Source organism: Delftia sp. WSY_16 (genome assembly GCF_043104415.1).
GTDB lineage: Bacteria > Pseudomonadota > Gammaproteobacteria > Burkholderiales > Burkholderiaceae_C > Comamonas > Comamonas tsuruhatensis.
This window is the reverse complement of record NZ_JBICKS010000011.1, coordinates 66,847-90,182: the sequence shown is the minus strand read 5'-3', so window position 1 is coordinate 90,182 and position 23,336 is coordinate 66,847. Positions and strand designations below refer to the sequence as shown.

At 68.0% G+C, this 23,336-nt stretch carries 18 protein-coding genes and 1 pseudogene; 14 read left to right on the top strand and 5 right to left on the bottom strand.

The features are described 5' to 3' along the window. Positions 1 to 2 precede the first annotated feature (2 nt). Positions 3 to 584: a hypothetical protein gene (locus ACF8O7_RS06785; RefSeq protein WP_016450203.1), complete on the top strand. Its 582-nt coding sequence runs from the start codon at positions 3 to 5 to the stop codon at positions 582 to 584. 63 nt (positions 585 to 647) lie between these two features. Beyond that, positions 648 to 3,239, top strand: coding sequence for a bifunctional aconitate hydratase 2/2-methylisocitrate dehydratase (gene acnB, locus ACF8O7_RS06780; RefSeq protein ID WP_016450204.1), 2,592 nt, complete (start codon positions 648 to 650; stop codon positions 3,237 to 3,239). Positions 3,240 to 3,315: 76 nt separating this feature from the next. Here the strand turns inward: acnB and ACF8O7_RS06775 are convergent, their stop codons facing one another. Further along, positions 3,316 to 4,134 (bottom strand): helix-turn-helix domain-containing protein, encoded by an 819-nt coding sequence (locus tag ACF8O7_RS06775; protein WP_047218608.1) that lies wholly within the window; start codon positions 4,132 to 4,134, stop codon positions 3,316 to 3,318. A 131-nt stretch (positions 4,135 to 4,265) separates the two neighbouring features. Between ACF8O7_RS06775 and ACF8O7_RS06770 the strand changes: the two genes are divergently transcribed. After that, complete coding sequence (locus ACF8O7_RS06770; RefSeq protein WP_392442836.1) at positions 4,266 to 4,688, top strand: hypothetical protein; 423 nt, start codon at positions 4,266 to 4,268, stop codon at positions 4,686 to 4,688. Here ACF8O7_RS06770 and ACF8O7_RS06765 read toward each other — a convergent pair. Further along, positions 4,592 to 5,137 (bottom strand): hypothetical protein, encoded by a 546-nt coding sequence (locus tag ACF8O7_RS06765; RefSeq protein ID WP_392442834.1) that lies wholly within the window; start codon positions 5,135 to 5,137, stop codon positions 4,592 to 4,594. The two genes, ACF8O7_RS06770 and ACF8O7_RS06765, sit on opposite strands and share 97 nt — an antisense overlap. A 456-nt stretch (positions 5,138 to 5,593) precedes the next feature. Between ACF8O7_RS06765 and ACF8O7_RS06760 the strand changes: the two genes are divergently transcribed. Beyond that, complete coding sequence (locus ACF8O7_RS06760; protein WP_016450208.1) at positions 5,594 to 6,013, top strand: hypothetical protein; 420 nt, start codon at positions 5,594 to 5,596, stop codon at positions 6,011 to 6,013. A gap of 177 nt (positions 6,014 to 6,190) precedes the next feature. Beyond that, on the top strand, positions 6,191 to 9,076 hold the full coding sequence (locus ACF8O7_RS06755) for an aconitate hydratase (protein ID WP_392442831.1): 2,886 nt from the start codon (positions 6,191 to 6,193) through the stop codon (positions 9,074 to 9,076). A 142-nt stretch (positions 9,077 to 9,218) separates the two neighbouring features. Here the strand turns inward: ACF8O7_RS06755 and ACF8O7_RS06750 are convergent, their stop codons facing one another. Further along, entirely contained in the window at positions 9,219 to 10,118 is a 900-nt protein-coding gene (locus tag ACF8O7_RS06750; protein ID WP_392442828.1) for a LysR substrate-binding domain-containing protein, read from the bottom strand. 136 nt (positions 10,119 to 10,254) lie between these two features. Between ACF8O7_RS06750 and ACF8O7_RS06745 the strand changes: the two genes are divergently transcribed. The 3 genes from ACF8O7_RS06745 to ACF8O7_RS06735 all read left to right on the top strand — a co-directional run bounded on the left by ACF8O7_RS06745 (position 10,255) and on the right by ACF8O7_RS06735 (position 14,173). Next, complete coding sequence (locus tag ACF8O7_RS06745) at positions 10,255 to 11,958, top strand: acyl-CoA dehydrogenase family protein (RefSeq protein ID WP_392442827.1); 1,704 nt, start codon at positions 10,255 to 10,257, stop codon at positions 11,956 to 11,958. A 75-nt stretch (positions 11,959 to 12,033) separates the two neighbouring features. Then, on the top strand, positions 12,034 to 13,038 hold the full coding sequence (locus tag ACF8O7_RS06740) for a tripartite tricarboxylate transporter substrate binding protein (RefSeq protein WP_198822213.1): 1,005 nt from the start codon (positions 12,034 to 12,036) through the stop codon (positions 13,036 to 13,038). 13 nt (positions 13,039 to 13,051) lie between these two features. After that, positions 13,052 to 14,173 (top strand): CaiB/BaiF CoA transferase family protein, encoded by a 1,122-nt coding sequence (locus ACF8O7_RS06735; RefSeq protein ID WP_392442824.1) that lies wholly within the window; start codon positions 13,052 to 13,054, stop codon positions 14,171 to 14,173. A gap of 14 nt (positions 14,174 to 14,187) precedes the next feature. Here the strand turns inward: ACF8O7_RS06735 and ACF8O7_RS06730 are convergent, their stop codons facing one another. Both ACF8O7_RS06730 and ACF8O7_RS06725 read right to left on the bottom strand, forming a co-directional pair. Continuing rightward, on the bottom strand, positions 14,188 to 15,843 hold the full coding sequence (locus tag ACF8O7_RS06730) for a GDYXXLXY domain-containing protein (RefSeq protein WP_392442822.1): 1,656 nt from the start codon (positions 15,841 to 15,843) through the stop codon (positions 14,188 to 14,190). After that, positions 15,840 to 16,811 carry a DUF2157 domain-containing protein gene (locus ACF8O7_RS06725; RefSeq protein WP_016453918.1) on the bottom strand — a complete coding sequence of 324 codons (972 nt, stop codon included), beginning with the start codon at positions 16,809 to 16,811 and terminating at the stop codon, positions 15,840 to 15,842. The genes ACF8O7_RS06730 and ACF8O7_RS06725 overlap by 4 nt, the downstream gene beginning before the upstream one ends. Before the next feature lie 192 nt (positions 16,812 to 17,003). Here ACF8O7_RS06725 and ACF8O7_RS06720 point away from each other — a divergent pair, with 192 nt between their 5' ends. The 6 genes and pseudogenes from ACF8O7_RS06720 (at position 17,004) to ACF8O7_RS06695 (ending at position 23,208) form a co-directional block, all read left to right on the top strand. Then, positions 17,004 to 17,579, top strand: a complete 576-nt coding sequence (locus tag ACF8O7_RS06720) for a hypothetical protein (protein ID WP_046239453.1) — start codon at positions 17,004 to 17,006, stop codon at positions 17,577 to 17,579. Between the two features lie 136 nt (positions 17,580 to 17,715). Continuing rightward, entirely contained in the window at positions 17,716 to 19,185 is a 1,470-nt protein-coding gene (ccoG, locus tag ACF8O7_RS06715; RefSeq protein WP_392442819.1) for a cytochrome c oxidase accessory protein CcoG, read from the top strand. Between the two features lie 297 nt (positions 19,186 to 19,482). Next, positions 19,483 to 19,865, top strand: a pseudogene (locus tag ACF8O7_RS06710) (type II toxin-antitoxin system RelE/ParE family toxin). Continuing rightward, positions 19,849 to 20,151, top strand: a complete 303-nt coding sequence (locus ACF8O7_RS06705; RefSeq protein WP_016450218.1) for a DNA-binding transcriptional regulator — start codon at positions 19,849 to 19,851, stop codon at positions 20,149 to 20,151. Before ACF8O7_RS06710 ends, ACF8O7_RS06705 begins: the two are co-directional and overlap by 17 nt. Positions 20,152 to 20,268: 117 nt before the next feature. Then, complete coding sequence (ilvD, locus tag ACF8O7_RS06700) at positions 20,269 to 22,134, top strand: dihydroxy-acid dehydratase (RefSeq protein ID WP_392442817.1); 1,866 nt, start codon at positions 20,269 to 20,271, stop codon at positions 22,132 to 22,134. Positions 22,135 to 22,215: 81 nt separating this feature from the next. Then, positions 22,216 to 23,208 (top strand): Bug family tripartite tricarboxylate transporter substrate binding protein, encoded by a 993-nt coding sequence (locus tag ACF8O7_RS06695; protein ID WP_012204371.1) that lies wholly within the window; start codon positions 22,216 to 22,218, stop codon positions 23,206 to 23,208. Positions 23,209 to 23,336 lie beyond the last annotated feature (128 nt).

Sequence of the window (23,336 nt, the reverse complement as noted above, 5' to 3'; positions counted from 1 at the left end):
GTATGAAGACAGCTATCGCCTCCATCCTGATCGCAGCCCCCTTGCTGGCCATGGGCCTGGGCGCCAGCGCCGCCGAACCTGCCAAGAAGGCTCCGGCCAAGGCCGCCGCCAAGCCTGCGGTCAAGAAGGCTCCCGCCAAGAAGGCCACCGCGGCCAAGGCCGCTGCCGGCGCTGCCGCAGTCGGCGGTGCGGCGGCCGTGGCAGCTGCTGCCCAGCAGCCGCTGTCCGCCGAAGACCTGGCCATCTCGGAGCGCGTGCACACCGGCCGCATTCCCTGCGAGCTGGGCGCCTTCGTCAATGTGACGGCCGACCAGTCCAACCCCGGCTACTTCAACATCGACGGCAAGGGCTTCAAGTACCACATGGCGCCCGTCAAGACCTCGACCGGCACCGTGCGCCTGGAAGACAAGCATGCCGGCGCCGTCTGGCTGCAGATCGCCAACAAGTCCATGCTCATGAACCAGAAGGTCGGCCAGCGCCTGGCCGACGAATGCATGAGCCCTGACCAGCTTCAGGTGGCCGAGGCCATCAAGAAGAACCCGCCTCCCAGCCTGCTGGAAGCACCCAAGCCCGCCGGCCAGTAATCCAGGCCCGGACCTGAGCGTCCCGCAAGCAGCCCCACTTTAGAAAACCATGGAGAGAGAATCATGTTGAAAGCCTACCGTGACCACGTGGCCGAACGCGCCGCGCTCGGTATCCCCCCGCTGCCGCTGGATGCCAAGCAGGTTGCCGAACTGATCGAGCTGATCAAGAACCCGCCCGCTGGCGAGGACGCCTTCCTGCTCGACCTGCTCACGCACCGCGTTCCTCCGGGCGTGGACGATGCCGCCAAGGTCAAGGCCAGCTTCCTGGCGGCCGTGGCCCACGGTGACATCCAGGTGGCTCTCATCTCCAAGGCCAAGGCCACCGAGCTGCTGGGCACCATGGTGGGCGGCTACAACGTGCATCCCCTGATCGAGCTGCTGGACGACGCCGAAGTCGCCGGCGTCGCTGCCGATGCGCTGAAGAAGACGCTGCTGATGTTCGACTTCTTCAACGACGTGGCCACCAAGGCCAAGGCCGGCAACGCCAAGGCCCAGGAAGTCATGCAGAGCTGGGCTGACGCCGAGTGGTTCACCTCGCGCCCCGAAGTGGACAAGAAGATCACCGTCACCGTCTTCAAGGTGCCCGGCGAGACCAACACCGACGACCTGTCGCCCGCACCCGATGCCTGGAGCCGTCCGGACATCCCGCTGCACTACCTGGCCATGCTCAAGAACACCCGTCCCGACGCGGCCTTCAAGCCCGAGGAAGACGGCAAGCGCGGCCCGATGCAGTTCATCGACGACCTCAAGAAGAAGGGCCACCTGGTCGCCTACGTGGGCGACGTGGTCGGCACCGGCTCCTCGCGCAAGTCGGCCACCAACTCCATCGTCTGGGCCACGGGCCAGGACATCCCCTTCGTGCCCAACAAGCGCTTCGGCGGCGTGACCCTGGGCGGCAAGATCGCCCCCATCTTCTTCAACACGCAGGAAGACTCCGGCTCGCTGCCCATCGAAGTGGACGTCTCCAAGCTGGAGATGGGCGACGTCATCGACGTGCTGCCCTATGACGGCAAGCTGGTCAAGAACGGCGAGACCGTCGCCGAGTTCCAGCTCAAGAGCGACGTGCTGTTCGACGAAGTGCGCGCCGGCGGCCGCATCAACCTGATCATCGGCCGTTCGCTGACCGCCAAGGCCCGCGAATTCCTGGGCCTGTCTGCCTCCACCGTGTTCCGTCTGCCCCAGGCGCCCGCTGCTTCGAACGCCGGCTTCACGCTGGCCCAGAAGATGGTCGGCCGCGCCGTCGGCCTGCCGGAAGGCCAGGGCGTGCGCCCCGGTACCTACTGCGAGCCGCGCATGACCACCGTGGGTTCGCAGGACACCACCGGCCCCATGACCCGCGACGAGCTCAAGGACCTGGCCTGCCTGGGCTTCTCGGCCGACATGGTCATGCAGTCCTTCTGCCACACGGCCGCCTACCCCAAGCCCGTGGACGTCAAGACCCACCGCGAGCTGCCCGCCTTCATCAGCAACCGCGGCGGCGTGGCCCTGCGTCCCGGTGACGGCGTGATCCACTCCTGGCTCAACCGCCTGCTGCTGCCCGACACCGTGGGCACGGGCGGCGACTCGCACACCCGCTTCCCCATCGGCATCTCCTTCCCCGCAGGTTCCGGCCTGGTGGCCTTCGGCGCCGCCACGGGCGTGATGCCCCTGGACATGCCCGAGTCCGTGCTCGTGCGCTTCAAGGGCGAAATGCAGCCCGGCGTCACCCTGCGTGACCTGGTGCATGCCATTCCCCTGTACGCCATCAAGGCAGGCGCGCTGACCGTGGCCAAGGCCGGCAAGAAGAACATCTTCTCGGGCCGCATCCTGGAAATCGAAGGCCTGCCCGACCTCAAGGTCGAGCAAGCTTTCGAGCTGTCCGACGCCTCGGCCGAGCGCTCGGCTGCCGGCTGCACGATCAAGCTCAACCCCGAGCCGATCAAGGAGTACCTGACCTCGAACATCGTTCTGATGAAGAACATGATCGCCGACGGCTACGCCGACGCCAAGACGCTGCAGCGCCGCATCGAGAAGGTCGAAGCCTGGCTGGCCAAGCCCGACCTGCTCGAAGCCGACAAGGACGCCGAATACGCTGCCGTGTTCGAGATCGACCTGGCCGACATCAAGGAACCCATCGTCTGCTGCCCCAACGATCCCGATGACGCCAAGTTCCTGTCCGAAGTGGCCGGCACCAAGATCGATGAAGCCTTCATCGGTTCGTGCATGACCAACATCGGCCACTTCCGCGCAGCAGCCAAGCTGCTGGGCGGCCAGCGCGACATCCCCGTCAAGCTGTGGGTGGCTCCGCCCACCAAGATGGACCAGAACGAGCTGATCAAGGAAGGCCACTACGCCGCCTTCGGCACGGCCGGTGCCCGCACCGAAATGCCGGGCTGCTCGCTGTGCATGGGCAACCAGGCCCAGGTCCGCGAAGGCGCGACGGTGATCTCCACCTCGACCCGCAACTTCCCCAACCGCCTGGGCAAGAACACCAACGTGTTCCTGGGCTCGGCCGAGCTGGCCGCCATCGCATCGCGCCTGGGCAAGCTGCCCACCAAGGAGGAATACCTCAAGGAAATGGGCGTGATCGATGCCGACAAGTCCAGCGTCTACCGCTACATGAACTTCGACCAGATCGAAGAGTACGCGGACGTGGCCAAGGGCGTGAGCGCCTGAGTCCGGCCTGATCCGGCTCCATGAGCAAAGCCCGCTTCGGCGGGCTTTGCTGCTTTCTGGCTCTGTACTTTCCGGTTTACGCAGCCTGCCTCAACCGCCCCAGCACCTCCTGCGTCTGCGCATCCGCCGGAAAGAACGACTCCACGGCCAGCTCCTGCAGTGTCACATCCACCGGCGTGCCGAAGATGGTGATGGTGCTGATGAAGTTCAGCCGGCCATGGTCGGTGTCCAGCGCGAAGGGCACGGCAATGTGGCTGGCAGGTGCTGCGCCATGTGAGTCCGCTTCATCTTCCTTGAACGGGTAGGCGGCAATCTCGTCGTGCAGCGCCTGCAACTGCGCATCCGACGTGGCGGCAATCTGCTGCTGCAGGCGGTGCAGCAGATGCGCGCGCCAATGGGCTGCATTGGCCAGGCGCGGGCCCAGGCCTTCGGGGTGCAGGCTCAGGCGCAGCACATTGACGGGCGGCTCCAGCAGCCAGGGCGCCACGCCGGCCAGCAGCAGTGGCACGATGGCGTTGGCGGCCACCAGGTTCCAGTGACGGTCCACGGCCAGGGCCGGATTGGGTTCGTGGCCCTTGAGCACCAGGTCCACGGCCTGGCGCGCGGCGGCCAGGTCCGGGTGGTCCAGCGGCCGGGCCTGGTACATGGGGGCGTAGCCTGCGGCCACCAGCAGGGCATTGCGCTCGCGCAGCGGCACGCCCAGGCGCTCGACCAGGCGCAGCACCATCTCGCGGCTGGGCTGGGCGCGGCCGGTTTCCACATAGCTCAGGTGGCGCGTGGAGATCTCGGCCTCCAGCGCCAGGCCCTGCTGGCTCAGGCGGCGGTGCTGGCGCCAGTGGCGCAGATGGTCGCCGAAGGGCGAGCGCGCGGACGGTGGATGGGCGGTGGAGGTCATGGTCCGCATCGTAGCGGCGGGGCCGGCGTGGCGGCCATGACCTGCGAGGTTATCGACCCTGTGCAGCCTGCGGCGGACCATGCAGTCCATGGCATGCACGGTGTGTGCCTGTTGCTCTCAAGGAGTTCGCCATGTCGATGTTCGCTTCCCCCCGTTTCCTGCCCCGCGTGATGTGGGCCGATGCTGCTTCCTGCGCCGCCTCGGGCGCCTTGCAACTGGTGGCGGGGCAGCCGCTGGCGGATGTGACGGGGTTGCCTCTGGCGCTGCTGCAGTCCACAGGCTGGTTTTTGCTGGGCTATGCGCTGCTGGCTGCGTGGATGGCGGCGCGCTCGCCTGTGCCGCGGCGGTTGATCGGGCTGGTGGTTGTGGGGAATTTGGGGTGGGCTGTGGGCTGTGTTGCGCTGTTGGCGTTTGGTGGGTTGGGGTTGTCTGCCTGGGGGGTGGCGTGGGTGTTGGCTCAGGCGGTGGTGGTTGTGGTGTTGGCTGAGTTGCAGTGGACTGGGTTGAGGCGCACGCGCGCTGTGGTTGGCGGTGCGCGTGTTGCCATGTCATGACTACAGCGGGCTTGTTTTGACCCAGCCGGGCCGTTGTTTTTCGAGGCCGGGTCTCGGCCCGGCAGCCGACGGCCCTTTCTTGATTCGCCAAGAAAGGTCAGATCAAAGAAGGCGGCCCGACGCAGGCGCTGGCATACGGGGGGCTGGTGCGGGCCTTTGCTGCGCTCGGCCGGGTTCAGGGGGCTGCGCTGCTTTTTGACGTGGTGGGAGCAGCCCACGGCGACGACTTCGCCGCTGGTTTCGCTGGCCAGCATGTCGGCGCTGTTGCGGATGGTGCGCAGGGCGCTGGCGAGCACCTCCAGGCGGTTGCTGGTCTCGGGCGTTTCCAGCCACAGCAGGGCCATGCGGGAGAGTGCCGAGATCTCGGCACAGCCTTGCTGCACCAGGCGGTCCACCTCGGTCACGACCTGGGTGAAATGCTCGGCGCTGGGTGGGGGGCTGGGTGTCATGGCTCGGCTCTCCATGCAAGGTTGAGAGAGGCCGTGGAAAGGCAAACGTTGCGCATGCTTCCGTGCTCCTAGTCGAGGCTTGAGACCACCGGGTTGCGTTTTCAAGCGCAGGCAGGTGGGCGGGATGTTGAAAACACGAGACTAGTCGTGCGGGCAGCCTTGCGGTGAGCCCCATCCCGCCCGAAATCGCACAGACGTGGACAAGCGCCCACGAATACAGGATTCAGACGTGACAAAGCCTCGCTGACGGGGAGGCTGCACCGCTAGTCTTGGAAAAGGTGTTTTCAAGCACCGGCCCCGTGACAGGGGGCTGGTGCGGATTGTGGCATAGCGACTGGAGTTGCTCCAGCGGGGCTGGCATGACCTGGCAGGTCATGGACGCGGGGGGCGGTGGCGGCGGAGCATCGGCGGGGCCGGCTTGCGAGGTGCATGCCCGGCAATCCACAAGGAGTGCTGATGCCGATGTTTTCCCATGCCCGTTTCCTGCCCCGCACTCTGTGGGCCGACGCCATCTGCTGCGCTGCCGCGGGTGCGGTGCAACTGGCCTTTGCGCAGCCGCTGGCCGTTGTCACGGGGTTGCCGCAGGCGCTGCTGCTGGGCACGGGGTGCTTCTTGCTGGCCTGGGCCTGCGTGGCTGGCTGGGGCGCGTGCCGCATGCCGCGCAGCCGGGGGCTGGTGGCCATTGCCGTGTTCGGCAACTTCGGCTGGGCCCTGGCCTGCGGGGTTGTGCTGTACAGCGGCGTGCTGGAGCCTGCGCCCGCAGGCTGGGCATGGGTGCTGGGCCAGGCGGCCATCGGCGTGGCGCTGGGCGATCTGCAGTGCGCGGGGTTGTGGCGCAGCAGGGCTTCGCTGGCCGGTTCGATGACAGCCCTGTGAAAGCCTGCCGCTTTTTCCGCGCGGACAGCGTTGTCCGCGTGTGACTATCGCCAATGGACCACAGCATCCGCGGGCACTTCTGGGCACAATGGAAATCAGAGTCTTGGTGCATGCCCAGCAGCCCGGAAAAAGGCGGCGCGCATGTGCCTTCCCAGAGTTTCATCCAGGAGTCTCACGATGCGCCACGAATATGAAAACACCCTCAAGACCTTTGCTGCGGCGGGGGGCAAGAAGGGCAAGTTCTTCTCCCTGCCTGAGCTGGCAAGGCAATATCCACAGGTCCGGCGATTGCCCGTGTCGCTGCGCATCGTGCTGGAGTCCGTGCTGCGCAACTGCGATGGCAACAAGGTGACGCGCGAGCATGTGGAGCAACTGGCGAACTGGAAGCCCCAGGCCGAGCGCGTGGACGAGATCCCCTTCGTGGTATCGCGCGTGGTGCTGCAGGATTTCACGGGCGTGCCGCTGCTGGCCGACCTGGCCGCCATGCGCAGCACGGCCGCCAGGCTGGGCAAGAAGCCCAAGTCCATCGAGCCGCTGGTGCCCGTGGATCTGGTGGTGGACCACTCCATCATGGTGGACTACTTCGGCACCAAGAAGGCGCTGGACCTGAACATGAAGCTGGAGTTCCAGCGCAACAAGGAGCGCTACCAGTTCATGAAGTGGGGCATGCAGGCCTTCGACACCTTCGGCGTGGTGCCGCCGGGCTTCGGCATCGTCCACCAGGTGAACCTGGAGTACCTGGCGCGCGGCGTGCACAAGACCAAGGACGGCGTGCATTACCCCGACACCCTGGTGGGCACGGACAGCCACACGACCATGATCAACGGCATCGGCGTGGTGGGCTGGGGCGTGGGCGGCATCGAGGCCGAGGCGGCCATGCTGGGCCAGCCCGTGTACTTCCTCACGCCCGATGTGGTGGGCTTCGAGCTGTCGGGCCAGCTGCGCGAGGGCGTGACGGCCACCGACCTGGTGCTGTCGGTGACCGAGATCCTGCGCCGCGAGAAGGTGGTGGGCAAGTTCGTGGAGTTCTTCGGCGAAGGCACGCGCACCCTGGCGCTGCCCGACCGCGCCACCATCGGCAACATGGCGCCCGAGTACGGCGCCACCATGGGCTTTTTCCCCGTCGATGAAAAGACCATCGACTACTTCAGGGGCACGGGCCGCAGCAAGGCCGAGATCGAGGCCTTCGAGGGCTATTTCCGCGCGCAGGAACTGTTCGGCGTGCCGGCCGCCGGCGAGATCGACTACTCGCATGTGGTGCGCCTGGACCTGGGCACGGTGGCGCCCAGCCTGGCCGGACCCAAGCGCCCGCAGGACCGCATCGAGCTGGGCAATGTGTCGTCCAAGTTCGATGAGCTGTTCAGTGCCCCTGCGGCGCACAACGGGTTCAACCAGCCGATCGAACGGCTGGGTCGGAGCTTTCCCGTAGGCGGTGGCGGCGAGGGCGAGGTGGCTCCCGAGACGCCGGCCCATCCGCCCGGCGCGCAGCGCTCGCTGGCCGAGATGGAGGCCAACAAGCCCAAGCTGGAGGCCGCCCACAGCGAGGCGCCGGTCGATGCCCCCACGCCGCCCAAGCGCCTGAGCATCGCCAACGGCGACGTGCTGATTGCCGCCATCACCAGCTGCACCAACACCTCCAACCCCAGCGTGATGCTGGCCGCCGGCCTGCTGGCCAAGAAGGCGGTGAAGGCCGGGCTCACGGTGCAGCCGCACATCAAGACCTCTCTGGCGCCGGGCTCGCGCGTGGTGACCGAGTATTTGACCGAAGCCGGCCTGCTGCCCTACCTGGAAAAGCTGGGCTTTGCGCTGGCCGGCTACGGCTGCACCACCTGCATCGGCAACGCGGGCGACCTCACGCCGGAGCTCAACGAGGCCATCACCAGCAACGACCTGGTCTGCGCGGCCGTGCTGTCGGGCAACCGCAACTTCGAGGCGCGCATCCACCCCAACATCAAGGCCAACTTCCTGGCCAGCCCGCCCCTGGTCGTGGCCTATGCCATTGCCGGCACGGTGCGCCGCGACCTGATGACCGAGCCCGTGGGCCAGGGCAAGAACGGCCGTGACATCTACCTGGGCGACATCTGGCCGACCAGCGAAGAGATCCACGCGCTGATGAAGTACGCCATGAACGGCAAGGCCTTCCGCGAGAACTACGAGAAGGTGCGTTCCGAGCCCGGCAAGCTCTGGGAAAAGATCCACGGCGTGACGGGCGCCACCTATACCTGGCCCGAGAGCACCTACATTGCCGAGCCGCCGTTCTTCGATGATTTCCGGCTCCAGCTGGACGCGCCCGCCGCCGGTGCTGCCGGCGCCGAAGGCTCCAACCCCTACGTGGTGCACGGCGCGCGCGTGATGGCGCTGTTCGGCGACTCCATCACCACCGACCACATCTCGCCGGCCGGCTCCATCAAGGAAAGCTCGCCCGCAGGCCAGTGGCTGCTGGCCCACGGCGTGCAAAAGGCCGACTTCAACAGCTACGGCTCGCGGCGCGGCAACCATGAGGTGATGATGCGCGGCACCTTTGCCAACGTGCGCATCAAGAACCTGATGATTCCCGCGCAGCCCGATGGCTCGCGCGAGGAGGGCGGCCTGACGCTGTACCGCGACGGCACGGGCCAGGTCACCAAGATGCCCATCTACGACGCGGCCATGAAGTACCAGGCCGAGGGCCGTGCCACCGTGATCTTCGCGGGCGAGGAATACGGCACGGGATCGAGCCGCGACTGGGCCGCCAAGGGCACGCAGCTGCTGGGCATCAAGGCCGTGGTGGCGCGCAGCTTCGAGCGCATCCACCGTTCCAACCTGGTGGGCATGGGCGTGCTGCCGCTGCAGTTCCTGGGCACGGACAGCTGGCAGACCCTGGGCCTGACGGGCGAGGAGTTCGTGGAAGTGGTTCCCGCCGCCGACCTGGCACCGCAAAGCGAGGCCCAGCTGGTGATCACGCGTGCCGATGGCAGCAAGCAGACCGTGGTGGTCAAGCTGCGCATCGACACGCCCATCGAGGTGGACTATTACAAGCACGGCGGCATCCTGCCGTACGTTCTCAGGCAGCTCCTGGAATGAAGTTGGAAACCCCCTGAGCCGCTATGCGGCTTCCCCCTGCAAGGGGGACGACACCCTGGCGGCGGGGCGGCCCTTGCTCGGTGTCCCTCGCTTCTGGGTCACGCCGGTTTTGGACAGAGTGAACTGAGCAAGGGTGTGGCGTTTAGGGCTGCTGTCCCAGCCTGCCCACGCTGTCGCGCAGGTGGGCCAGCAGCGATTCGACCAGGGGCTGCACATGGCCCGGGTGCCACATGGCCTGCATCTGCGACTGCGGGTGCCGGCCCTGGATGGGCACGAAGGCCAGCCCCGGGAAGCCCACGCGCTGCAGGCAGGCCGGCACCAGGGACACGCCCTGACGCAGCGAAACCATGGACAGCACGGACAGCCAGTGCCTCACCTCATGGTGAAGGTCGGGCGTGAAGCCTTCGCTCTGGCAGATCTGCCATATCTGCTGGTGGTAGTCGGGCGAGACCTGGCGCGAGAACAGCACCATGCGTTCGCCCGCCAGCTGGCGCACCTGCAGCCTGCGCTGGCCGGCCAGCGCGTGGCTGTCCGGCAGGCAGGCCATGAACGGCTCGCTCACCAGGGTGTGTGATTGCAGGCCTGGCGCGGGGCGCGTGGCGTGCAGCAGGCCCAGGTCCAGCCGCTCCTGCTGCAGGGAGGCGATCTGCTCTGCGCTGTTGAGCTCCAGCATGTCGATGCGCACCAGCGGGTGCCGGGCGCGAAAGCTCTCCAGCGCCTCGGGCAGCCCGCGGTAGATGGCCGAACCCACAAAGCCCAGCCGGATGCGGCCCTGCACGCCGTCGGCGATGGCGCGCATGTCCTGGCGCACGCGCTGGGCCTGTTCCATGATGTCCTGGGCCTGCACGCGCAGGTGCTTGCCGGCGGCCGTGAGCCGCACCTCCTTGCTGGTGCGCTCGAACAGCTGGGCGCCCAACTCTTCCTCCAGCTGGCGGATGGCCACGCTCAGCGGCGGCTGGGAGATGGACAGGCGCTGGGCTGCGCGGCTGAAGTGCAGCTCCTCGGCCAGCACCAGAAAGTACCTCAGTTGTCTCAGCTCCATGGTGTTCTATCCGGTTTGACTATTGATCAATACGTTATCGATATTTGACTCGAATAGGACTGTTTCCAAGAATGGGGGCATCCCCAAGACCCGGAGCCCATGCGCCCGGGCCAGGTTCCCGCACAGGAGACAGACCATGAACCCCGAACCGCAGGCGCTGGCCGCCATGCAGTCTTCCCCCGCCCAGGCTTTCCAGGCCGTGCCCGACCGCCACGGCAGCAACCTGTACACCACCGATTCGCAGTTGCAGCCGCTGCTGGCGCTGTACCTGCCGCCCGAGGTGAACGATCATCTGCAGCCCTATCTGGAGCGCATGGGCGCGCTGGCCGGCCGCGAGATCGATGAATGGGCGCTGACCGCCGACCGCAACCCGCCCGAGCTGGAGCACCGCGACCGCACGGGGCGCGATGCGCAGCGCATCGTCAAGCATCCGGCCTATGTGGAGATGGAGCGCATTGCCTATGGCGAGTTCGGCCTGGCCGTCATGTCGCACCGCACGGGCGTGCTGGGCTGGGATGGCAAGCTGCCGCCGCTGGCCAAGTACGCGCTGACCTATCTGTTCGTGCAGGCCGAGTTCGGCCTGTGCTGCCCGCTGTCCATGACGGACTCGCTGGCGCGCACGCTGCGCAAGTACGGCGAGCCGGCCCTGGTCGAGAAGTACTGGCCGCGCATGACGCAGCTGCGCTTCGAGGACCAGGCCCAGGGCGCCATGTTCATGACCGAGCAGGCGGCCGGCTCGGACATCTCCAACACCCAGACGCTGGCACGCCCGGCCGCCGACGGCAGCTGGCGCCTGTCCGGCGACAAGTGGTTCTGCTCCAACCCCGATGCCGACTTCGCCATGGTGCTGGCGCGCGTGGAAGGCGCGCCAGCGGGCATGAAGGGCATCTCGCTGTTCCTGCTGCCGCGCCGGCTGGACGATGGCTCGGCCAACCACTACCGCATCGTGCGCCTCAAGCACAAGCTGGGCACGCGCTCCATGGCCAGCGGCGAGATCGTGCTCGACGGCGCCGTCGCCTACCTGGTGGGCGAGCAGGGCCGGGGCTTCGTGCAGATGGCCGACATGGTGAACAACTCGCGCCTGTCCAACGGCGTGCGCTCGGCCGGGCTGATGCGCCGTGCCGTGGCCGAGGCCGAGTACGTGGCGCGCGAGCGCCGCGCCTTCGGCAAGGCCCTGCAGGACATGCCGCTGATGCAGCGCCAGCTCGACAAGCTGCGCATCTACTCCGAGCAGGCCCGCACCATGGTGCTGCAGACGGCCCAGGCGCTGCAGCGTTCGGACGCAGGCGAAGACGGCGCCTACGCGCTGCTGCGCATCCTCACGCCCATGATCAAGTTCCGCGCCTGCCGCGACGCGCGCAAGGTCACGGGCGACGCCATGGAAGTGCGCGGCGGATGCGGCTACATCGAGGAGTGGAGCGACCCGCGCCTGGTGCGCGACTCCCACCTGGGATCGATCTGGGAAGGCACCAGCAACATCGTGGCGCTGGACGTGATCCGCGCCATCAAGCGCGAAGGCTCGCTGCCCGTGCTGCGCGACCACGCGGCCCAGCTGCTGGCCCAGACCGAGGCGGCCACGGAATTCAAGGCCGCGCTGTCGGCCAGCATGGACAAGGCTGCGGCCCTGGCCCTGCGCGCGGCCGAGGAGGGCGGTGACCGCCTGGCGCGCGCCGCCGCCTCGGGCCTGTACCACTGCTTCACGGCCACGGCCATGGCCTGGGAGGCCTCTTGCACACGCAGTGCCGAACGCATGCGCTGGGCCCAGCTGGTGCTGCTGCACCGCGTGCTGCCGCGCGACCCGCTGGCGGCAGGCGACCTGCCCGAAGGCTGGACACGCTGAGCCCATCGACCGCACCGACCCAGAACACACATCCCGTCCACAGGGATGACCGCACAAGTACCGGAGACAAACACCATGCCTTGCACTGACCCGAAGCCGTCCTTCCAGAAACGCCGATTCCTGTGGGCCTGTGCGCTCGCCGCCACCGCCGCGCTGCCGGCCGCCGCCCTGGCCGAGCGCTTTCCCGAGCGGCCCATCAGCTTTGTCGTTCCCTTCCCGCCCGGCGGGCCCACGGACGCCATGGCACGCGTGCTGGCCACGGCGCTGACCGAGACGCTGGGCCAGAGCGTGATCGTGGAGAACAAGGCCGGCGCAGGCGGCAACATCGGCGCCGACTTCGTGGCCCGCGCCAGGCCGGACGGCTACACCATCATGTTCGGCACCTCGGGGCCGCTGGCCATCAACAAGCACCTGTACCGCAAGATCAACTACGACCCGCAGACCAGCTTCGCGCCCATCATCCGCGTGGGCCACCTGCCCAATGTGCTGGTGGTCAATCCGGCGACCAAGGCCACCACCGTGCAGGAGCTGATTGCCCAGGACAAGGCCAAGCCGGGCAGCCTGGACTATGCGTCCTCGGGCAACGGCGCCTCCTCGCACCTGGCCGGCGTGCTGTTCAACAAGATGGCCGGCACCTCGCTGCAGCACATCCCGTACAAGGGCACGGGCCCGGCGCTCAACGACCTGCTGGCGGGGCAGGTGAACATGACCTTCACCGACATCCTCACGGCCATGCCCTACATCAAGGCCGGCAAGTTCAAGGCCATTGGCGTGGCCACGGAAAAGCGCTCCCAGGCCATGCCCGACATCCCCACCATCGCCGAGCAGGGCCTGCCCGGCTACGACGTGAGCGTGTTCTTCGGCGTGGTGGCACCGGCCGGCACGCCGGCCGACCGCATCGAGACGCTGAACGCGGCCTTCCGCAAGGCCCTGGGCAGCGAGCGCATCCGCAAGACCTTTGCCGACCAGGGGCTGGAGCCGGCATCGGATCTGTCGCCAGCAGGGCTGTCGACCTTCATCGCGCAGGAAGTGACCAAGTGGAAGGCCGTGGTCGATGCCTCCGGCGCGAAGCTCGACTGACGAGAGTATCCCCATGAACACAAATAGACGCGCGGGAGCGCTCCAGGGCATCCGTGTCCTCGACCTCTCCCGCATTCTTGGCGGCCCGCTGTGCGGCCAGATCCTGGGTGACCACGGCGCCGACGTGCTCAAGGTGGAGCCGCCGCAGGGCGACGATACGCGCGCCTGGGGGCCGCCGTTCCAGGACGGAGTGTCCTCCTACTACCGGGGCCTGAACCGCAACAAGCGGCTGCAGTTCCTGGACCTGTCCCTGCCCGAAGGCCAGCAGGCCGTGGTGGCGCTGATGGAGCAGGCCGACGTGGTGGTGGAGAACTTCAAGATCGGCACCATGGAGAAATGGGGCATTGGCTGGGAGCAGCTGCGCGAGCGCTTTCCGCGCCTCATCTGGTGCCGCGTCAGCGGCTTCGGCGCCGATGGTCCGCTGGGTGCCTGGCCCGGCTATGACGCGGCCATCCAGGCCATGACGGGGCTGATGAGCGTCAACGGCGAGGCCGGCGGCGATCCGCTGCGCGTGGGCCTGCCCGTGGTGGACATGGTCACGGGCATGAACGGCGTCATCGGCGTGCTGCTGGCGCTGCAGGAGCGCCAGCGCAGCGGCCTGGGCCAGCTGGTCGATGTCTCGCTGTACGACAGCGGCATCTCGCTGCTGCACCCGCATGCGGGCAACTGGTTCATGAGCGGCAGGACGCCAGGGCGCTCGGGCAACGCCCATCCCAACATCTATCCCTACGACAGCTTTGCCACGGGCACCACGCCGGTCTTCCTGGCAGTGGGCAACGACCGCCAGTTCCGCCTGCTGTGCGAGCATCTGGGATGCCCGCAACTGGTGGCCGACGAGCGCTTTGCCACGGCCGGCCAGCGCTCGCACCACCGTGATGCGCTCAAGCCGCTGCTGGAGCAGGCCCTGCAGTCCTGCGACGGCCCCGCGCTGGCCGATGCGCTGATGGCCATCGGCGTGCCCGCCGCACCCGTACTGGGCGTGGACGCGGCGCTCAACCACCCGCATACCCTGCACCGCGAGATGGTGGTGGAGATGGAGGGCGGCTACCGGGGCCTGGGCGCGCCCGTCAAGCTCAGCCGCACGCCGGCCAGCTACCGGCATGCGCCGCTGGCCGAGGGTGACAGTTTCGAGTGATTTGCCTGGTGCGCTCAGGGCACGATGGGGCGCAGTTGTGCATCGGCCATGCCCACCAGCAGCGCACGCCCGTCGGGCTCCACGCGGAACTCGCCGTAGCGGGCCTGCTCCCAGCGCTGGCCATCGCCTTCGCGGAAGTACCAGGCATCGGTCACCAGCGTCCACCGGCCGCCGCGCGGGGTGAGTTCAAAGCGCTGCTCGCCGGGCGCCAGCGGCTCGCTGGCCGTGCCGGTGCGCAGCCACTGCACCACGCCCTGCTCATCGAGCTTGCCGATGGCGTAGAGGCGTCCGCTGCGCAGGTTTTCTTTCTCCACGTCCCTGTCCTCGGAAGGCAGGCGGAAGTTCAGGCGCATGTAGTCGCCCTGCATCAGGGAGCGCGGGTCCACCGGCGCCAATTCCACGAACACCTTGCGGCCCTGGGCGATGGTGCGCTCCTTCTGCGCAATGCCGATATTGGCCACCGCCAGCGTGCAGGCCGCCGTCAGCACCACCAGCCACGGCGCCCAGCGCTGCAGGGGCGCCGCGCCCGATGCGGCGGCGGTCTCCGCGCTGCCTGGCAGGGCTGCGGCGCGCGGCCCTGCCCAGGCCAGCAGGCCCAGCAAGGCGCCGCAGCCGGCCAGCACCAGGGCCTTGGTGGCCAGTGGCCAGGCCAGCTGGTAGTAGAAGCTGCCCACGATCCAGGCCGCAGCCAGGGCGGCCGCTGCGGCCTGCCGCCAGCGGCCGCTGGTGCCGGTCACCGCCAGCGCCAGCAGGCAGGCGCCCAGCCAGGGCAGGAAGGCACTCAGCACGGCCAGCACCACGGCAGCCACGGCGGCGCGCGGCTGCCGCAGCGTGGGCCATGCGCGCTGGGCGAACCAGGCGGCTGCCAGGGCCAGCACGGCCGAGCCGGCCTGCGTCAGTACGCCCATGGAGATGTTCGGGGCGGCTTCCTGCGCCAGCTCGCCCGCCAGGCCGCCGCCCAGCACGCCGGCCACCATGAAGCTCCTGCCGGACAGAAAGGCCAGGCCAGCCAGCACCGCCAGCAGCCAGCCCGTGGCAAAGGGCTCCAGCGCCGCCGCCATGCGGGTCTGTGCCGCAGACTGCCCCAGCGCGCGCCACTGGGCTGCCAGCAGCAGCATCCAGAGCAGCAGCGCCGCATGCACGATGACCCAGGTCGGCAGGCCTGCGTACAGGGTGGATGGATCGTTGTCCGGCCAGAGCATGGTGCAAAACAGCAGCGCGCAGGCGGCGCCCAGCAGCACGCGCAGCCAGGGCCTTGCAATGGCGGCCGTGCAGGCCAGCGCAATGGCCAGGCCTATCGCGGCCGCAGCCTGCCCCGACAGGTCGCGCGCCAGGCCAAAGCCCAGCAGGCCGGCGCCGGTCAGCATGGCAGGCAGGGCCAGCTGCTCCAGGAAGACGGGCAGCTCCTCGGCGCGCAGCACGGCCACGGCTGCGGCCAGCATCATGGCGCCGATCACATAGGTGCCGGCGCCGCGCTCTATCCAGTCGGACAGGGCAAACGCAAACAGAATCAGCAAGGGAAGAAGGGCCAGCCAGGCGCCCAGCGCCGTGAGCAGCACCACCGCCCAATGGCGGTCGTTGGCGGCAGGGCGGCGGTCCTGCAAGGCGGCAGGCGGCAGGATGCCCTGGTCCACGGCCTGGCGCAGCAGGGTGTCGTGTTCGTGGCTCATTGAAGGCCTCCTTCCGCGTTGCGTGACATTCGAAGCACCAGGCTGACCGTGGCCGCCAGCAGGCACGCAGCGCCCAGGCCGACGAGCAGCAGCATGCCCGTGAAGTCCGCCCCCAGTTTTTCCAGCAGCAGGTAGACCAGGCCGCACACCAGCAGCACGTTCAGGCCCAGCGCCGCACCGCTGAGCAGGAAGATGTCGAAATGCCTGCGCAGGCCCGCCAGCGCCGCCGCGCCTGCCAGCAGCACCAGCCCCAGCGGGTACTGCGGCGCCACCGTGCTGTGGAACAGCCCGCTGATGGCGGTGGAGGTGATCATCGCCAGCGCCAGCGCGCCCGCGCCGCGCAAGGCCCACAGCCCCGCGCCCGTGAAGCGCCGCAGGGCCGGTGCCATGACCGCGGTGACGGCAAGGGCGGCGCCCAGGGCCACGGCATGCACGCCCAGGTCGCGCGACTCCACCTCCCAGAACTGCGGCGTATGGGCCTGCGCCCACAGCGCGATGCCCGTCATGGCAACCACCACCCAGGGCACCCAGACGCCATCGCTGCGCGCCGCCAGGGCCAGCGGCAGGGTCAGCGCTGCCCACAGCGCAAACAGCTGCCAGGGGTCCGCTCCCGTCTGGTAGGTCTGCCCGAAAAAGGCGAACAGCGCACCCGTGCCCAGCAACGCCAGCACGGACAGCGGCACGCGCGCTGCCGCGCGCCATGCCGCGCCAAGACACATCACGAGCACGAAGCCCTGCAGCAGGGCAAAGCGCTGCATGCGGCCCATGCTCTCCCAATTGGCGGCAATCCACAGCACGATGCCCAGCCCGCCCAGCGCCGCGCCCAGCAAGGCCACCACGGGCCACAGGCGGGTTCTGAGGGCGGCCGGCTCCTGCTCGAATCCCGCCAGTGCAAACAGCTGCACGGCGGCCTTGCGGTCCAGGCCATGCTGGCGGACAAGCTCATGCAATAAGGGGCGCAGGTTCATGGTGTGGATGTTCCTTGGCTTGAAGATGCGGATGCCCGACTTTGCCAGAACCTGTCCGGGATGGATTGCAACGCGGCAGCCCGGTGCCGGTGCAACCTGCTATCTTCCTCCCACTCTCCGGAACACTGCCGCCATGCATCCTGCGCCTGCCCCTTTTTGCCGACCTCGCATGTACCCCGCCAAGCCGCTGGCATGCCCTCTGAACGCAACGGCGTTGCTGGCGCCATGAAGCGCGGCGCCGACCTCGACGATTTCGACGACCCGGTCGAATGGACGCCGGTCACACGCCCTGCCGCCATCGCGCTGACGGCTTTCGGCGCCTGGATCATCTGGGGCCACTTCTTCAGCGAGGACCGCTGGCTGATGCTGCTGGACAACGCCAACCTCGCGCTGCACGAGGCCGGGCACCCGCTGGTGGCCCTGTTCTCGCAGCATCTCTCGGTCTACGGCGGCACGCTGTTCCAGTTGCTGTTCCCCGCCCTGTTCATGCGCCATTTCCGCAGGCAGGGCCAGCGCACGGGCTGGATCGCCTCGCTGATGTGGCTGGGCGAGAACCTGATGAACGTGGCCCGCTACATGAAGGACGCGCGCGCCCAGGTCCTGCCGCTGGTGGGCGGCGGCGACCATGACTGGACGGAGATCTTCAGCCGCTGGGGCGTGCTCCAGGCCGATGTGCGCATCGGCACGCTGACGTCGCTGCTGGGGCTGTGCCTGGTGGCGTGGGGGTTGCGGCTGGCGGTGCCGCGTCTTCGTGCTCCCCAGGCCTGAAGCTCCATCTGATACGGTCGAATTCACCGCATCTGCTGCTACCCGCGGAGCAGGGCGCTGGGCATAGTCCAGGCAGTCCCCGGCAATTCATGACAAGCCCGCATCACGGGCGCACCGGCCGGGGCGAAGGCCCCGCATGTCAGAACGACCGAAACCGCTTCCCGATGAAACCGCCGCAGCCCCCCGGCCGCGGCCCGCGCCGCGCAAGGTGATTCCCATCGCCGACGCCAGCGCGGATTCCCCGCTGTTCGAGTCACGCCGCAAGATCCAGCCGCGCTCCATCTCGGGGCGCTTCGCCAACTGGCGCTGGGCCATGGTCTGGCTCACGCAGCTGTTCTTCTACGGCATACCCTGGCTGCAGATCCACGGCCGGCAGGCCCTGCTGTTCGACCTGGAGCAGCGGCGCTTCTACATCTTCGGCTGGCTGCTGTATCCGCAGGATTTCATCTACCTGGCCGTGCTGCTCATCGTCTCGGCGCTGGCGCTGTTCCTGTTCACCACGGTGGCGGGGAGGCTGTGGTGCGGATTTTCCTGCCCGCAGACGGTCTACACCGAGCTGTTCATGTGGGTGGAGCGCCGGCTCGAAGGCGACCGCAGCGCACGCCTGCGCCTGGATGCCAGCGGCTGGGGTCCGGAGAAGATCGCGCGGCGCGGTGGCAAGCATGCGCTGTGGCTGCTGATTGCGCTGTGGACGGGGCTGACCTTCGTGGGCTACTTCGTGCCCATCCGCAGCCTGCTGCCCGAGGTGCTGGCGCTGACCGGCGCATGGCAGATCTTCTGGGTGCTGTTCTATGCGCTGGCCACCTACGGCAACGCGGGCTTCCTGCGCGAGCAGGTCTGCAAGCACATGTGCCCCTATGCGCGCTTCCAGAGCGCCATGTTCGACAAGGACACCCTGGTCGTCACCTACGACACTGCACGCGGCGAATCGCGCGGCCCGCGCCACAAGGGCGTGGACTACCGGGCCCAGGGCCTGGGCGACTGCATCGACTGCACGCTGTGCGTGCAGGTCTGCCCCGTGGGCATCGACATACGCGACGGCCTGCAGTACGAGTGCATCGGCTGCGGCCTGTGCATCGACGCCTGCAACAGCGTCATGGACCGCATGCACTACCCGCGCGGGCTGATCCGCCTGTCCACGCAGAACGGCGTGGCCTGGGGCTGGCGCCAGAGCGAGCTGGTGCGCCGCATCTTCCGCCCGCGCGTGCTCATCTACGGCACGGCGCTGGTGGCCATCTCCACGGCCATGGTGGCCAGCCTGGCGCTGCGCACGCCGCTGAAGGTGGACGTGGTGCGCGACCGGGGCACGCTGTCGCGCATCGTGGCCGGCGGCCAGATCGAGAACATCTACCGCGTGCAGATCGGCAATGCCACGGAGCAGGACCAGCGCTATGTGCTGTCGGCCTCGGGCATCGAAGGCCTGCGCGTGGCTTCGGAGACCGAGGTGGACGTGGGCGCGGCCCAGGACCGCTGGGTCGTGGTGCGGCTGCAGGCGCCCTATGGCGCGGCCGGCCCTGGCTCGCACGGCGTGGAGATCACGGCCACGGCGGTGGGTGATCCGGCGCTTACCAAGCAGGCGCACAGCACGTTCCTGGTGCCGCGCTGAAGGGCCGGTTTGTTGGATTGATTCACGAGTACAGCGCAGTTGTTGTGCACGATGCCTGGTCCGCTGCAGCGCGGGCTGGCATCGGTTTTGAGGCCCCGGAAGTTTGTTCCGGGGCCTTTTTTTATCGTGTCTTCCCGACAAGGCGGACAAGCGGGCTGGCAGTCAGGCCAAGGAGAAACGACAGGGGCTTGAATGAGGCAGGCACGAGGCAGCACTTCAAATTCGCAGGCTCTACCCTGTGGTGATATGTATGAAGGTGAAATACATACCCGTAACGGGTATAGTTGGGAGGCTGGCATGGCGCGCGTTCTCAAACGCAAGGACTTTTCCCGATGGCAGGCGAGCGAGAAACTGCCCGATACCGCGCTGTGCAAGGCGGTCAGGGAGATGGAAAGAGGGCTGATCGACGCGGACCTGGGGGCTTTCTCTACAAGAAGCGGGTGGCGCGTCCAGGCGCGGGCAAGAGTGGGGGTTATCGAACGCTGTTGTCGGCACGAATCGGCAACCGATACTTCTTCCTGCATGGTTTCACCAAGAACGACAAGGCGAACATCACACAGGAAGAACAGAGGGCTTTGAGGTTTGCAGGCAAGCTGTTTCTGGACCTGTCCACCCAGGCCTTGTCGGCGGCCTTGCAGTCAGGCGTTTTGTTGGAGGTGCATTGTGAGCAAGATCATTGAATCCCTGCGCGGCGATCTGGCTGCGCTGTACGAAGCGGGCGCCATCGACAAGGTGACGATGCGCGAGTTCGACGCGATCTGTCCTCCCCCGGTGCGGGAGTTCGAGGCGGCCGACATCAAACAGCTGCGCGAGACTTTGAAGTTCAGCCAACCGGTGTTTGCGCTGCATTTGCACACCACGGCTTCCACGGTGCGCAAATGGGAGCAGGGCGAAACCCGTCCCGCCGGACCGGCGCTCAAGCTGCTCAACGTCATCGCCGACAAAGGCCTTCAGGCCATCCTCTAAGCCGGGGCGACACAAGGGTGGTATGCGGGCGACTCCCGGGCGACACGATCTGGTGTAAATGCTCATAGGGAAATCCGCAGACCCCGCTATGGTGGGCGGCTGTTTTCCGTCCCGCGTATGAACAAGAAACCTGCCTCCCCCGATAACGTCTTTTCCGAGTCCAGCGCCTCCGCATCGCTGGCCGCCTCCACCACCACAACCACCACAACCACCACAACCAGCACCACCGGCAGCAGCCCGGCAGCGGCCACGCCCACGCCCTTTCGCTCCGCCCTGATCCGCTCCGGCACCATCCGTGCCACCACGCGCAGCTTCCTGCATGCCCTGGGCCAGGACGACGAAGACATAGAGCGCCCGCACATCGGCGTGTTCCACACGGGCGGGGAGATGAGCCCCTGCAACCTCAACCTGCGCGACCAGGCCCAGCATGCCAAGACCGGCATCTATGCCGGGGGCGGTACGCCGCATGAATGCCCGGTGGTGTCGGTCAGCGACGGGCTGACCATGGCGCATTCGGGCATGCGGTTCTCGCTGGTCTCGCGCGAGCTGATCGCCGACAGCGTGGAGGCCTCGGTGCGCGGCCACCAGTGGGATGGCATCTTCGCCATCGGCGCCTGCGACAAGAACCTGCCGGGGCTGATGATGGGCATGGTGCGCTGCAATGTGCCCAGCGTCTTCGTGCATGGCGGCTCGGCCCTGCCGGGACAGGCGCCCGGCGTGCACGGGCGCGACCTGAACGTGGTCGATACCTACGAGACCATCGGCCAGGTGCTGGCCGGCACCGCCACGGCGCAGGACCTGGAGGCCATGAGCCGCGCCTGCCTGCCCACGGCCGGCGCCTGCGCTGGCCAGTTCACGGCCAACACCATGGGCATGGTGAGCGAGGCGCTGGGCCTGGCGCCCATCGGCTCCAGCATGGTGCCCGCCGTGTTCAGCGAGCGCGCACCGCTGATGCGCCGCGCCGCGCGCCAGCTCATGCAGGCCGTGTGGGCCAGCGCCGAAGGCGGCGGCCCGCTGCCGCGCGACATCATCACGCGCCGGGCGCTGGAGAATGCCTGCGCCGTGGTCAGCGCCACGGGCGGATCGACCAATGCCGCCCTGCACCTGCCGGCCATCGCGCACGAGGCCGGCATCCGCTTCCACCTGGACGACGTGGCCGAGATCTTCGCGCGCACGCCGCTGATCGCCGACCTGCGCCCCGGCGGGCGCTTCCTGGCGCGCGACGTGTACTACATCGGCGGTGCCGGCGTGATCCTGCGCACGCTGATGGAGCAGGGCTTTGTCCACGGCGATGCGCTCACCTTCACGGGCCGCACCCTGGCCGAAGAACTGGCCGATGCCGCGCCGCCCGATGGCGAGGTGGTGCGCACGCCCGGCAATCCCATCACGCGCGACGGTGGCCTGACCGTGCTCAAGGGCAACCTCTGCCCAGATGGCGCGTTGCTGAAGACGGCCGGCCTCAAGACCCTGGTGCACCGGGGCCCCGCGCGCGTCTTCGAGTCCGAGGAACAGGCCCAGGCCGCCGTGCAGGCCATGCAGTACGCGGCCGGCGATGTCATCGTCATCCGCAACGAAGGCCCGCGCGGCAGCCCCGGCATGCGCGAGATGCTGGGCATCACGGCGCTGCTCTATGGCCAGGGCATGGGCGACAAGGTGGCCCTGCTGACCGATGGGCGCTTCTCCGGCGCCACGCGCGGCCTGTGCATCGGCTATGCAGGCCCCGAGGCCGCCGACAACGGCCCCATTGCCGCGCTGCGCGACGGCGACCTCATTGCCATCGACGCCCGCGCCGATGCGCGCAGCATCACGGTGGAAATCGGCGAGGCCGAACTGGCCGCACGTCTGGAACAATCAGCCGCCGCGCGCCGCCAGATGCCGCCGCTGGGCGGCGTGCTGGAAAAATACGCGCTCACCGTGCGCCCGGCCCACCAGGGAGCGGTCACGCATTCGGGCCAGGTGGTCTGGCTGCGCGACGACAGTTGAAGCCGCCGGGCTGGCACGCATTTCCCCCGCTGTTCCCCCACTGTTTTTTTCAGAGATTCAATTTCAACCGGAGACATACGCATGAACATCGACCGCCGCCAATGGCTGGGCACCGCTGGAGCGGGTGCGCTGCTGGCCAGCCTGGGCCAGCAGGCCTGGGCGCAGGCCCAGGGCCCCATCGAGACCCTGAACATCATCACCGGCTTCGCGGCCGGAGGCACCTCTGACGCCATCTGCCGCCGCGTGGGCACCAAGCTGTCGGGCTATGCCAAGACCGCCGTGGTGGAGAACCGCACCGGCGCGGGCGGGCAGATCGCCATCAGCTACGTCAAGGGCCGGCCCGCAGACGGTGCCACCCTGCTGCAGACGCCCACGTCCATGCTGTCCATCTACCCGCACATCTACAAGAAGCTGCCCTATGACCCGGTGGCCGACCTGGCGCCAGTCACCGTGGGCTGCATCTTCGACTTCGGCTTTGCCGTCGGCCCCGCCGTGCCCGCCAGCGTGACCACCGTGCCCGAATTCTTCGCCTGGGCCAAGGCCAACCCCGCAGGCGCCAACTTCGGCTCGCCTGCGCCCGGCTCCACGCCGCACTTCATCGGCGCCCTGCTGGGCCAGCATGCCGGCGTGGACTTCAAGCACGCCGGCTACCGCGGCACCCAGCCGGCGCTGCTGGACATGCTGGGCGGCAACGTCTCCGCCGTCTGCGGCCCCGTGGGCGACATGCTGCAGCACCTGGCCGGCGGCAAGATGCGCATCCTGGGCGTCAGCGGCGCCAAGCGCAGCCGCTTCGCACCCCAGGTGCCCACGCTGGTGGAGCAGGGCTACAAGGACATGGCGCACAGCGAATGGTTCGCCTTCTTCGTGCCCGCCAAGACCCCCGCCGAGACCGTGCAGCGCCTGAACGGCCACATGCGCAAGGCCCTGGCCACGCCCGACGTGGTGGACAGCCTGGCCACCTTCGGCCTGGACGCCCAATCCTCCACCCCCGCCGAACTGGCCGCGCTGCTGCAGTCCGAACTCGCCAAATGGGGACCCATCGTCAAGCGCGTGGGATTCACAGCAGAGGGCTAAAAAGAACAAAACGGGCCGAGCGAAGCGAAGGCCCGCTCCATGCCCACTCCCCACTCCCCGTATGTCAGCGCAGGTTGCCCGCAGCGAAGCGGAGGGTCGCGGACATTCGGGTCGCCTTCTTTGATCTG